At 45.9% G+C, this 12,845-nt stretch carries 9 protein-coding genes; 4 read left to right on the top strand and 5 right to left on the bottom strand.

The window, feature by feature from the left end; all coding sequences use genetic code 11:
• Positions 1–33: 33 nt before the first annotated feature.
• From ACR64J_RS09905 to gmk, 5 genes are all read right to left on the bottom strand, one after another.
• A complete protein-coding gene (locus ACR64J_RS09905; protein ID WP_435949528.1) occupies positions 34–2,280 on the bottom strand; it encodes a primosomal protein N' in 2,247 nt (748 codons plus the stop codon).
• A gap of 114 nt (positions 2,281–2,394) precedes the next feature.
• A complete protein-coding gene (locus tag ACR64J_RS09900; protein WP_435949526.1) occupies positions 2,395–2,775 on the bottom strand; it encodes a RidA family protein in 381 nt (126 codons plus the stop codon).
• Positions 2,776–2,811: 36 nt separating this feature from the next.
• Positions 2,812–4,995 (bottom strand): RelA/SpoT family protein, encoded by a 2,184-nt coding sequence (locus ACR64J_RS09895; RefSeq protein WP_435949525.1) that lies wholly within the window; start codon positions 4,993–4,995, stop codon positions 2,812–2,814.
• A gap of 374 nt (positions 4,996–5,369) precedes the next feature.
• Complete coding sequence (gene rpoZ / locus ACR64J_RS09890; protein WP_435949524.1) at positions 5,370–5,630, bottom strand: DNA-directed RNA polymerase subunit omega; 261 nt, start codon at positions 5,628–5,630, stop codon at positions 5,370–5,372.
• A gap of 193 nt (positions 5,631–5,823) precedes the next feature.
• Complete coding sequence (gmk, locus tag ACR64J_RS09885; RefSeq protein WP_435949522.1) at positions 5,824–6,450, bottom strand: guanylate kinase; 627 nt, start codon at positions 6,448–6,450, stop codon at positions 5,824–5,826.
• 278 nt (positions 6,451–6,728) lie between these two features.
• On the opposite strand from gmk, the gene ispH reads away from it, so the two are divergent.
• The 4 genes from ispH (at position 6,729) to ACR64J_RS09865 (ending at position 12,784) form a co-directional block, all read left to right on the top strand.
• Positions 6,729–7,685 (top strand): 4-hydroxy-3-methylbut-2-enyl diphosphate reductase, encoded by a 957-nt coding sequence (gene ispH / locus ACR64J_RS09880; RefSeq protein WP_317199088.1) that lies wholly within the window; start codon positions 6,729–6,731, stop codon positions 7,683–7,685.
• A gap of 307 nt (positions 7,686–7,992) precedes the next feature.
• Positions 7,993–8,808, top strand: a complete 816-nt coding sequence (locus ACR64J_RS09875; protein ID WP_317199087.1) for a thioesterase family protein — start codon at positions 7,993–7,995, stop codon at positions 8,806–8,808.
• Between the two features lie 274 nt (positions 8,809–9,082).
• Positions 9,083–11,071: a molecular chaperone HtpG gene (gene htpG, locus ACR64J_RS09870; protein ID WP_435949521.1), complete on the top strand. Its 1,989-nt coding sequence runs from the start codon at positions 9,083–9,085 to the stop codon at positions 11,069–11,071.
• A 237-nt stretch (positions 11,072–11,308) separates the two neighbouring features.
• Positions 11,309–12,784, top strand: coding sequence for a C13 family peptidase (locus ACR64J_RS09865; protein ID WP_435949519.1), 1,476 nt, complete (start codon positions 11,309–11,311; stop codon positions 12,782–12,784).
• Positions 12,785–12,845: the final 61 nt, after the last annotated feature.

Below are 12,845 nucleotides of genomic sequence, written 5' to 3'. Positions count from 1 at the left end.
CATACCGCTTATAAATAAGGTAAACCCTCAAAACTACCAGCCCACAGGGTCGATATCTAAAGTTAGCTTGAGATACTTAGCGCTTGGCATAGCGAGTACAAGTTGCCACCATGCTTGTAGTACGCGGTGCAACTGCTGACGATCTTTGGCAAGTAACAACAATTGCGAGTGATAGCGGCTGTTTTTCTTGCTCATAGGCGCATCGATAGGACCGAGCACGGCTAAATGATGCGGTTTTGGCAAGTTAGCAACGGCATCATTCAGGGCTTGCGTGGTCGCCGCCAAGGTTTTGCCTTCACAGCGGACGAGCGCTGCATGGCTAAAGGGCGGTAAGCCCATCATTTTGCGCTCTTGTAATAGCGTGCGCGCAAAAGATAAATAGCCGTCTTTGACCAATTTTAACAGCAGCGCATTGTCAGGCTGCAGGGTTTGAATGAGCACCCGTCCAGGTTTGTCCCCGCGACCTGCACGACCTGCAACCTGAATCATCAGCTGCGCGGTATGCTCAGGTGAGCGAAAGTCAGCCGACAAAAAACCGCGATCAGCATTAGGCAGGCAAACTAACGTGACGTTGGGAAAATGATGCCCTTTGGCGACCATTTGCGTACCGACCAAAATGGCAGGCTTGCCTTCATTAATGCGCTGATATATCTTCTCCCAGCTGTCCTTGCGACGCGTGGTATCACGATCAATTTGGATAATAGGGTAGATATCTTTGCTGGTTTGTGGATTGGCAAAAATCGCATGGAGATTGTCGCTTAGACGGGTAGTGCCCATACCTTTGGCGTCTAGATTGAGGCTGGCGCAATCAGGGCACGTCGTTGGAATATACGCTTGCCAGTCGCAGTGATGACACTTTAGATAAGAGCTGTGTCTATTATAATGAACGGTTAAGTGTGCGTCACAGCGCGGACAGTCCGCTTGCCAGCCGCAAGCCTCACACAAGAGCACAGGCGCATAACCGCGGCGATTCAAAAATATGAGCACCTGATCGCCCGCCTCAAGTGTTTGCTTGATCGCACTGATAAGTGCATCGGTAAGCCCCGTATCAAAACGCTCGCCGTCATCTTGCGCTTGCTGATGGGTAGGTTGCAAGCGCGCATCAATCAGCTGCATAGTGGCGGGCTTGGCAAGTCCTGGACGTGTGCGGAGTTGATACTCTATCAATTTGCCATCGTCGACTAATTTTAAATGCTCAAGGGTCGGGGTGGCAGTACCAAGCACCACAGGAATCTTATGCTGATAACCACGGTATAAGGCGACATCGCTTGCATGATAACGCAGAGTATCTTGCTGTTTATAGGAGTTATCGTGTGCCTCATCTACGATGATAAGACCTAAATTGGCAAAAGGGTAGAGCACCGCTGAGCGCGTTCCGATGATAATTTGCGCATGCCCCGTACGGCAATCTTGCCAGCCTTGCATGCGATACGTATTGGTCATGCCAGAATGTAGCAGGACAATTTGTGCAGCAAAACGACTGGCAAAGCGTGCGCGCGTCTGCGGCGTAAGTCCAATCTCCGGCACCAAAATCAATACTTGCATGCCAGCCTCAAGGACGACTTGCATAGCTTGCAAGTACACCTCAGTTTTGCCACTACCAGTGATACCGTTAAGCAAAAATCCTGTGTACTCCTGCGCCGTATACGCGCTGATAATCGCCTCAACCGCAATCTTTTGCTCGTCATTAAGATCAAGCGGCATCTTGGCTAAGCTGACTGGTTTGGGCAGCGCTTTGGGTTCGATATAGCGCTCAATGAGACCTTTATCCTCAAGCGTTTTTAAAAAAGGTCGCTGCATTCCTTCTAGCAATAAGACGTCTTCGCTTGCACCGCGGCTGCCGTGAAGTTTGAGCATATTAAATTGCTGTTTTTGCTTGAGCGCATTTGCTCTAAAGTCATCATCCGTGACATGCGGCAAGATACGCCAATGGGTAATGAGCAAATCTAAAGGTTTACCCTGACGCACTAAGGTCGGTAGCATGACAGAGAGCACATCACCTAAAGGATAATGGTAATAGCGGGCAAGCCACTGCGCCAATGTGAGCATAGTAGTACCCAAAATAGGCGCATTATCAAGACACTTATTGATAGGTTTTAGCTTGCTAATAGGCACGTCACTCGCAGTTTGTGAGGTATAAGCGACGACAATACCGATAAGGGTTTGACGACCAAAGGAGACCTCAACACGGCTACCGATCAAAGGCTGCGGGGTGTCACTTGGTACACTGTAATCAAACACGCGATATAGCGGAACCGGTAGGGCAACTTGTACCAACATAGAGGACGCTCGCAACCTTTTAGCAGTGTAAATGTAGAGTTAGTAAGTTTAAAGCAAACAAGCCCAAATGGGATAATTTGGGCTTGTTTATTCAATCATTGGTTATTGACTATTTTACTCAAGATACATAATTGCTTCGATCTCAACCACGCCGCCTTTAGGGAGCGCCGCGACTTGTACCGCAGCACGTGCAGGATAAGGCTCTGATAAGTTGGCGATAAAGACTTCATTTAGAGCCGCAAAGTCATTCAAATCAGTCAAAGATACGTTGAATTTGATCACATCATTAATAGTGCCGCCAGCGGCTTCACATATGGCTTTTAAGTTTACAAAAACTTGCTTAGCCTGCGCCTCAAAACCTTCTTTTAATTCCATCGTTTGCGGATCTAAGCCCAGCTGCCCTGAAACATAAACCATATGACCAGCTTTGATAGCTTGCGAGTAAGTACCAACGGCTGCTGGGGCCTTATCTGTTTGAATAGTTTGACGACTCATTTTTATTCCTTTTGGTTGGTTTTTTAACACGCCCTATTATAACTGATACAAGCGCATGATGTTAGGAAAGCCCAACACTGAACGTAGTTCGCGGATACCTTTGGCTAGATGGTTACGGCTACGTACAATAATATGCACGATAGTATCTACGCTACGCACATCTATGGTTTCCACGCCGATATTCAACTGGCGCAGATGATAAATCACTTCACTAATTTGCTCATCAGTTAGAACGATAGAGACTTTTAGATAAGCGGGGAAGCGTATCTTGCTATCGTACTCGTTTGATTCGTTTTGTCTGACTGCCGTATCATCTCGCCACTGCAATTGAATCACCTGATAAGGGTTATCCTTGCGGATGTCATCTAACGAAAAGCATTTGTGCCGATGTACAACCAAACCATGACGCGATAGATGACCGACGATAGGGTCACCATAGATAGGATGGCAGCAGTTGGCAAAGTCAAACTCGACGCCTGCGGCATTGGCAACTAATTGCTGCGGCTGCGCCATCTCGCGATTATTTTGTTGTGTTTGTAAGCTGACCTCATCGTTGAACAGGCGCGAGACGACCAGCTGCGGCAGTAGCGTCCCTGAGCTTATCTGTTCATACAGGGCCTCTTTACTACTTAGGCCGCGCCATTCAAGCAGATTGTCCCACTCGCAATCGTGAATGTCATCGAGACTTTTTTGGTACGTTTTAAGCGCGCGATCGAGTGCTTGTTTGCCGTGACGTTGCTTATCATCGACAGATAGATCCTTAAACCAACGTAGAATCTCCTCTCGAGCCTTGTTAGTGACCACAAATCCGAGCCATTCAGCCTTTGGCTCTGAAAGCTTTTCTGTTTCAATCTCAACCGATTGACCGTTTTTGACCACAGTACCGAGCTTGGCATGTTTGCCATCGATATTGGCGCCAACAGCGACGTTACCTACAAAGGGCCCAACTGCATAAGCAAAGTCGAGCGCTGTAGCCCCTTGTGGTAGCTCATACGTTCGTCCCTGCGGGCTATAGCAAAGAATCTTGCTTGAGTGCAGATAATCCATAAGCTCATTGATAGCTGATACCGCAGCGCTAAAGTCCGTACTGTTTTCATCTAAAGTATCTTCATCAACCAAATCTTTCATGTTACGCAGTGACGCTTGAATGACCGATTGGCTGACGTCTGAGGCATGCTCGGCACCAATAACGCCAAGTCTGGCAGCACTTTGCATCTTTTTAGTCAAAATAGTGGCTTTGATAATGTCGTTATCACGCTCATAAATCAAGGTCAAAGACTGATTGCCACCAGGCAAAGGTCTGCGAATGTTGTCTTGAATATTAGCGTCTTCGATCTGATATTTTTTGATTAGATAGTAGGCAAGCTTGTCGCAAGCTTCGATAGTATCTAGCACAATCTCAAAGGCATAGTGGCGTAGTAGCGAATTGATCTCGCCGCGGTTACGAAAAAACTGCCGATAGATAACGACACGATTATCCAGCACTTTAACATGGCCATTTAGATCTAAATTGTTGAGCACTATGCTCAAATAACGATGAATGGCTTCTCTTTGAAAATTACGCCCCAGACCATGTTGCAACAACTTATCAGATAACTTGTTGTACATCTCAAAATCAAGGTTGCGATAACAAAGTACCTCAATATAATCGGCAATATCGTTAAGCCCCATAAGACGGGCAAACGGCACATAAAAATCAAGGGTTTCTTGTGCGGTATCGCGCTGTTTTTTGGGACTGACCGCATCAAGCGTCGACATATTATGTAAGCGATCGGACAGTTTAATAATCAATACGCGGGGATCAGCGAGGGTCGCGGTCAAAATTTTGTGAAAAGTCGCCGCTTTATTTTGCTGTTTATTATGGTTTGAGGATTTGAGCTTGGTGACGCCATCAACCAGTCTTGCGACTGCTTTACCGTAACGCGCCTCAATCTGCTCGCCGCTAACCTCAGTATCCTCGACCGTATCATGCAAGATGGCGGCAATGATTGTATCTCGATCTAAGCGAAAGCCTGCTAGTATTTCAGCGACAGCAATAGGATGAGTGATATAAGGTTCGCCTGATTTGCGCTTGTCTTTGATATGAGCGATATCACCAAATGCGCAAGCATCAACGATATCGCGGCGCTCGTCGCTACTTAAATAGCCCACTGAGCGCAGCAAGTTATATTGGGCATCGTCAACCAAGTGATGACTAAGTTTAGGTAAGGTTTGACTCATAGAAGGATTATCCTAATAAATAATGACGACTCATCGATTTCACTATGGTCAAGATAAATGGAGGGTGACAACCACGACCAAACGCGGCAACCACCCTCTAATTAATCGTAAAATGCGCTTGATGTCAACTGTTAAGCGATTAGGATTCATAAAAACTGAACTATTCGTCTTGCTACGGAGTAAATAGCACTTATTAATGGCGCTTATATGGGTATTAATGGTACTTATATGGGTATTAATAGTATTTATATGGGTATCAACAGCTGTTATTCCTACACCAAATTAGCTACGTGACTAAATATATTTTGAATGCTGCAAATAACAAAAGCCACCGTATAAACGGTGGCTTTGATTTGTGCTAAGCGGTATAAAGCTTAAAAACCATGATCACCTGATAAGGCTAAATCAAGAGAGCTGGTCGCAAAGTTGTGCTCAGGCTGATTGAGAATATCGCGGGTGATTTTGCCCGCGGCAATTTCACGTAATGCCAAAACGGTTGGCTTGTCGTTATCGACCTCAACCAAAGGCTCGGCGATGCCTTTAGCCAATTGACGGGCGCGCTTACTGGCAACCAAAACCAGCTCAAAGCGATTATCCACATTATCCAAACAATCTTCAATCGTCACTCGTGCCATAGCTCGCTACCTCAGTTGTCTTTTCAACGCATCTCTTGTGATAAAGAAGGTCGACAAAATAAATATATAAGAATTAATAACCCACTATCATAACATTTTTGTGCGCAGGCGTCATGAGTTTTTCTATCAATACTGTTTAGTTGCTAAGTGTTCGGTACAAGTATAAATGTAAGTATCAGTATCAGTATCAGTATCAGTCGTCAGTGCCATTGGCAAGCAAAGTACTGATCGTTCTATGATAGCGCTGTTGTTGGCGTTTTAGCGTTTGTCTATCAGCGACGATAATGGCTTTGAGTTCTGTCAATGCCACCTCAAAATTATCATTAATAATGACAAAGTCAAAATTCACATATTGCACCATTTCAGTCACGGCGCCAGCGAGCCGTTTTTCTATCACCTCCAAGCTATCTTGACCGCGAGTGGATAAGCGCTGACGCAAAGTGGCGATACTAGGCGGCAAGATAAATACCATCGTCGCCTCGGTAAATATCTTTTTAACTTGCAAAGCGCCTTGCCAGTCGATCTCCAAAATCACATCGACGCCTGCCTCGAGCTGCGCGCGTACGCTCGACTCTGAGGTACCATAATAGTTGCCAAATACTTCAGCATGCTCCAAAAACTGATTGTCATTAATAGCGCTGACAAAACTATCAACACTCGTAAAGTGATAGTGATGACCGTCAATCTCGCCCGGACGCGGCGCACGAGTGGTATGTGAGACGCTAACCGTTAAATCATTGGTGGTTGCCAGCAGCTGCTTGACAAGGGATGTCTTGCCCGTACCTGAGGCGGCTGTAATAATAAATAAGGAACCTGTCATACCATGTGTCCAAGTCAATGTTGTAATGAGTATTTAGCCAAAATCATAAAAATGTAGTTGAATTATCAAACATGCCCTAATAATAGCGCTTTATTATAAACCGCTTTTGACGACTAAAAATGATTTTATGAGTCTGTGTATTTACCTAAAAGTATTCAGCCTCTTTAAAGGTCATAAAAGTTAAAACGCAGCAAAAGCAAAATATGCTAAAGTAGGGCATTTGTTTTAAGCTATCTATTTAAGCTTTGACTGTAAATTATCTAATGATAGGTCACCTTATGCAAATTTATCTTGCCAATCCTCGTGGGTTCTGTGCTGGTGTGGATCGCGCGATTGCGATCGTTAACGAAGCCTTGATGCGTTTTGAGCCGCCTATTTATGTGCGTCACGAAGTCGTGCACAACAAGTTTGTGGTCTCAGACCTTGCCAATCGCGGTGCGGTATTCGTCGAAGAGCTGCACGAAGTACCAGATGGGGCAATCGTTATCTTTTCAGCGCATGGCGTCTCAAAAGCGGTCGAGGATGAAGCTGAGCGCCGCGACTTAACGGTGTTTGACGCCACTTGTCCACTGGTTACCAAAGTGCATATCGAAGTGGCAAAATTCGCTCAAGATGGTATGGACGCGATCTTAATCGGTCACGCTGGTCACCCTGAGGTTGAGGGTACGATGGGGCGCTTTAACCGTAAACACGGCGGCGAGATTCATCTGGTTGAAGACGAAAAAGACGTCGAAGCACTTACGGTACAAGATGCTGAGCGTCTCGCTTTTGTGACACAAACGACGCTATCTATGGATGATACCGCGCGCGTTATCGATGCCCTGCGCCATAAATTCCCAAGTATTCAAGGCCCGCGTAAAGATGATATCTGCTATGCCACTCAAAACCGTCAAGACGCGGTAAAAGATTTAGCAACGCGCTGTGAGGTAGTGTTAGTCGTTGGCTCGCCCAATTCCTCCAACTCCAACCGCCTACGTGAGCTGGCTGAGCGCATGAACTGCAAAGCTTATCTCATCGATAATGCGCAAGAGATGGATAAGCGCTGGTTCGATGGCGTCACCAGTGCAGGCGTCACTGCTGGCGCTTCTGCCCCTGAAGTGCTCATTCAAGAAGTATTGCAGCAATTGCAAGATTGGGGCGGGGAGCTACCCAATGAGCTGGCAGGTATCGAAGAAAACGTGACTTTTAGCTTGCCAAAAGCCTTGCGTATTCCAGTCACACAAGTAGGTAGATAACGCTTAGAGCAACAAGAGTAAGAGAAATAAGGGTAAGAGAAGACGTCATGAAAAAACATAGGACAAAGTTTGACTTAGCTACTGCTGATAGTGCTCAGATTGCTAAACAGTTGAAGATAAACCTATTTGTAATTGTTATGGTTATCTTTGTACTAAGTATCAATATGATCCACTTTATCAGAGAAAAAAGTCTTTTTTATGCCGCGCTAACGTTGCTTATGGTGGTTTTACTTTTCTTTATTATCAAAGCTCGCAGAATTTTAAAAATGAGACAACAAGATCTCACTCAATTAAATGAAGGTTAATTATGGCCGCATATTATGAATTTATCGGCCGTCAGCAGCAAAAAGACGGTAGCACGGTGGCGCAGTATCGCCCCACCAAACATGCACAAGGCGCTTGGAATGAGCATGAGCAGCATATGGCACCAGCGACAGGCCTGCTGACCTCTGAGCTCATTGGCTTTAATCTGCAAGACAACATGCGTGTTGCGCGTATTAGCTTAGATATTTTGGGGCTAATACCGCTCGACGACTTTACGATTACTACGCGCTGTATTCGTCCAGGTAGAACCATTGAGCTTGTCGAGGCGGTCATGAGTAGCCGTGGTCGCGATTGTATCATTGCCCGCGCTTGGCGACTCATGACGCAAGACACTAGCGTCATTGCAGGGTTAGAGGACGCGCCAGCCAAACACCAGCCTGAAGATTTGCAGAGCTGGGATGGCATGAAAGGCTGGCCGGGCGGTTTTATCAAAACCGTAAGCTTGGTCTCTGATGCTAATCGCCGCGCAGGTCGGGGTATGGTCTGGATCACCAATGATTTAGAGATGGTAGAGGGGACACCGACAAGCGATGTGGTGCATCTATTGGGTATGGTAGATACGGCGAATGGCGTGGTGCCAAGGCTTGGTCTTGGGCTCTCAAAGCTTGAATGGATGTTCCCCAATACTGACCTGCAAATTCACATGCACCGAGAGCCAAAAGGGGCTTGGCTCGGAATCGAGGCGGTGCAGCAGTACGGCGAAGATGGTATTGGCGTGACCAGTGCGGTGCTTCATGATGTGCAGGGACCCTTCGGTCGCAGCGAGCAGATCTTGACGATACGTCCGATGCCGCATTAACTCAGTGCCTATTGACTCAGTACCTATGAAAAATTGCCATTGGTAAATTGCCACAATACATTACTTTATTAAATGATACCGCTTAAAAAGCTTAGGCGGTGTTTTTGTTTCGACGCTATCTATTATTTACGCTTGAAAAATTTACCTGCGCCCCTATTAGTATAAGCAGCCTAGCGCTATTTAAAACCAAATCGCTCTTATGCTTATTTGAGCGATTTTGGTTTAATGACTGCTGTTTAATAATAAGTTTTGACATACATTAAAGGAGTTTTTTATGAGTGAATCAAAAAACGACAATCCAATAGTTAATGAGAATAATCCAGAATTAAAAAAACATACGTTTGAAGCGGAAGTGGCGCAATTGCTACATCTAGTGACGCACTCCTTGTACTCAAACGCTGATATTTTTGTCCGTGAGCTGGTATCAAACGCATCAGACGCCTGTGATAAATTGCGTTTTGAAGCCACCAATGACGACAGCCTGTACGAAGATGACGGTGAGCTCAAAATACGTATCGCCGTTGATGAGGAAGCTAAAACCATTACCTTTATCGATAACGGTATCGGTATGAACGAAGCTGATGCCATTGACAATTTGGGTACGATTGCCAAATCAGGTACCAAGGCATTTTTGGACAAATTATCTGAATCACAAAAGCAAGATGGTCAATTGATCGGTCAGTTCGGTGTTGGCTTTTACTCTGGGTTTATCGTGGCCGACACCATTACGGTTGAGTCGCGTAAAGCTGGTGAGCCTGCGGAGCAAGGCGTACGCTGGATATCTGATGGCAGCGGTAGCTTCACGGTTGAGACGATCACCAAAGAAACTCGCGGCACATCCATCACCTTGCACCTAAAAGAAGAATACACCGAAGGCGAGGATAACTACCTCGACCGTGCTAAGATTAAGCGCTTAGTCAATAAATACTCAGACCATATCAGCCTGCCGATTCAGATGCGTAAAGAAGTCTGGCAAGAAGATGTTAAAGATGAGAACGACGACAGTGATACGCCTGCGGGCGGCGAGATGGTACTCACCGATGAGTGGGAAACTATCAATAAAGCCAGTGCGCTATGGACACGCTCAGCATCCGAGATCGAAGATGAAGAGTATGTCGATTTTTATAAAAACATCAGCTACGACATGGATGAGCCGCTGACGTGGACGCATAACCGCGTGGAAGGCCGCGTACAGTACACTCAGCTATTATATGTACCCAAAAAAGCGCCGATGGATCTATATACTCGTGAGCAGCAGCATGGGCTTAAGCTGTATGTCAAACGTGTATTTATCATGGATGACGCCGAGCAACTACTGCCTATGTACTTGCGTTTCGTCAAAGGCGTGATTGATTCAGCTGATTTGCCACTCAATGTCAGCCGAGAGTTATTGCAAGAGTCGCGCGATGTCAAATCTATCCGTGATGGTAATGCGCGCCGCATCTTGACCATGCTGGCAAGCCTTGCTAATAGTGAAGATAGTGACAAGCAAGATAAGTTTGCACAGTTCTATAGCGAGTTTGGCGATGTCATCAAAGAAGGTCTGGGCGAGGACATGGGCAATCAAGAACGTATTGCCAAGCTTTTGCGTTATGCCACTAGCACTGATGATAAAGTTGCGACCAGCTTTGAGGACTATAAAGCTCGCATGATTGAGGGTCAAAAAGCCATCTACTATCTAACGGCTGATAACTTAGCCGCTGCAAAGAACAGTCCGCAGCTTGAGTTATTTAAGAAAAAGGGCATCGAAGTTATCTTGATGACCAGCCGCGTTGATGAGTGGGCGATGAACTTTTTGACGACATTTGACGACACACCGCTACAAAACATTGCCAAGGGCGCAGTAGATTTAGGCGATTTGCAAGACGAAGAAGAAAAAGCGGAAGCTGAAAAGGCGCAAGAGTCTATGAAGCCTGTGGTTGAAAAGCTAAAGACCGCCCTAGATACACGCGCTAAAGACGTACGAGTCTCTAATCGCTTAGTTGATAGCCCTGCGATACTCGTTACTGCAGAGGGCGAGCTGTCACCACAGATGATTCAGATGCTGCAGCAAATGGGTCAAGAAGTGCCAGAGACGCAGCCTATCTTGGAGGTCAATCCTGATCATCCGCTGATTAAAAAGCTAGAGGCCAGCGAGCAGGCTGATGGTGATTTTGATAAGCTTGCGCAAGTCATTTTTGATCAAGCGCTACTTGCCGATGGTGGGCAGCTTGATGATCCTGCCGCGTATCTCAAACGCGTCAACGAGCTGTTGATGCGCTAGAATCTACTGTTTCAATCACTCGTTAAAAAGAGACCTTTATATAAGGTCTCTTTTTATATGTGTTTAACGCTGTTTTTATAAGTATTTACAAATCCTAGTATTGTCTTCACTGACAATCCGTTACAATCGCGTTAGACTCATTCATTAAAAGTCTGATTTTTCAAACCATTTAGACGCTTATAAAAAGTCATCGCTTTGATGATTGTTCAATTATCTACTCGATAGAGGTCACCATCTTTGTCACTCTCATCGCTAAAAACCACTTCGCTTCAACGCTTCTCTCTTAATTTTGCGGCCAATATCATTGCAGCCTTATGGATGCTCGTTGGTTCAACGCGGGCGTTCTCTTGGGTTAAGCCTACTTTTTTTCAGTTTGCTTTATTTGCAGCACTCGCTCTTAGTAGCAACGTACTATTCTCTTGGCTAGCAGCCGAGAGCGGTAGCGTATTCAATGAGCAAGGGCTTGTCAGCTATTTAATTTGGCCAGTGATTATCTTGCTGGGTGGTATTATCTTAGCGCGGCGCTTGGGTAATCAAGGACTATTATTTGTCCCTGTAGTGCTGTGGCTCGTCGCCGATACTTTATCAGCGCTACTACAAAGCTTAGTACAGTTCTTTGGTCATCAAGGCTGGCTGCCTGAATGGAGCTACTCATTACTACCGATACTGTTTCTATTATTATTTTTGTGGCAGACCATAGCCCTGCTTTGGATATTCTCTCGTCGTCTGCGCGCGCCATGGTGGGAGCGTATTATTGTACTAATCGGCGCTGTCGCACTATTGACGATTTGGCAAAACAATGTGGCAGATCAGCCTATTTTTAAGCAAACCCTTATGCAGCCAGTGTTGGATGAAGCGGCTTTATACGAGCAGCCGCGTCTATTACAGCAAGCCTTAGATAGCCTTGACCCTAGCGTCTTGGGTCAGACAGACTGGTACTTTATGGGGGTGGCAGGTTTTGCAGGGCAAGATGTGTTTCGCTCTGAGATCAATCATGCGCGCGAGCTATTTGATGTACGCTTTGGTACTAGCGGGCGCTCATTATCCTTGATCAACAATACCTACAGCTGGCTGGATGAGCCTGTCGCGACTAAAACTAGTATATTACAAAGCCTTAAAACCATCGGTCAAAAAATGAACGCGGATGAAGATGTGCTACTCTTAACCTTGTCCTCTCATGGCAACGAAGATATTCTTCAGCTTGAGAACGCACCTGTTGAGATGGACAGCTTGGAGGCTGTATGGCTACGCGAGGCGCTAGATAGCGCAGGTATTCGCTGGCGAGTCATCATTATATCGGCCTGTTATTCAGGCTCTTTTATCGATGATTTAGCTTCGCCGACAACGGTAGTGATTACTGCATCAGCGGCGGACAAGATGTCCTTTGGCTGTACTAATAGCGCTGAGATGACTTATTTTGGCCAAGCGTTCTTCGCCGAGAGTCTACGAGAAAACACCAGCTTTGCAACTGCATTTAAAGACGCCAGCCTGCGCATACAAGAGCGTGAGAGTTTTATGGGTTTTGAGCCCTCAGAGCCGCAAATGGCGATCGGTAGCTTGATGGAAACTGCCTTGCCAGCGTTTGAGCAAGCACTGTTTAACCAGCGCCCAACGCCAAGTGATAGTAGCTTTGATAATAATGAGAGTAGCAGTGTCAATAATGCTAACAAGGCTGACAACGCTACGGCTGAAACCGCAGTGATAGTAGAATAAAATATATAGTTAACTATTATTTAGACAAAATTTTGCACCGATACGATGATTATTTTTATTA

The organism is Psychrobacter sp. DM8, assembly GCF_051307025.1.
Classification (GTDB): domain Bacteria; phylum Pseudomonadota; class Gammaproteobacteria; order Pseudomonadales; family Moraxellaceae; genus Psychrobacter.
Note: the sequence above shows the minus strand (reverse complement) of the source record. Positions and strands in the feature narration are given on the sequence as shown.

Coding starts and splice junctions, on each gene's coding strand:
- rpoZ (WP_435949524.1), bottom strand. CDS start 5,630: ATGGCACGAGTGACGATTGAAGATTGTTTGGATAATGTGGATAATCGC.
- htpG (WP_435949521.1), top strand. CDS start 9,083: ATGAGTGAATCAAAAAACGACAATCCAATAGTTAATGAGAATAATCCA.
- ACR64J_RS09905 (WP_435949528.1), bottom strand. CDS start 2,280: ATGTTGGTACAAGTTGCCCTACCGGTTCCGCTATATCGCGTGTTTGAT.
- ispH (WP_317199088.1), top strand. CDS start 6,729: ATGCAAATTTATCTTGCCAATCCTCGTGGGTTCTGTGCTGGTGTGGAT.
- ACR64J_RS09900 (WP_435949526.1), bottom strand. CDS start 2,775: ATGAGTCGTCAAACTATTCAAACAGATAAGGCCCCAGCAGCCGTTGGT.
- ACR64J_RS09875 (WP_317199087.1), top strand. CDS start 7,993: ATGGCCGCATATTATGAATTTATCGGCCGTCAGCAGCAAAAAGACGGT.
- gmk (WP_435949522.1), bottom strand. CDS start 6,450: ATGACAGGTTCCTTATTTATTATTACAGCCGCCTCAGGTACGGGCAAG.
- ACR64J_RS09895 (WP_435949525.1), bottom strand. CDS start 4,995: ATGAGTCAAACCTTACCTAAACTTAGTCATCACTTGGTTGACGATGCC.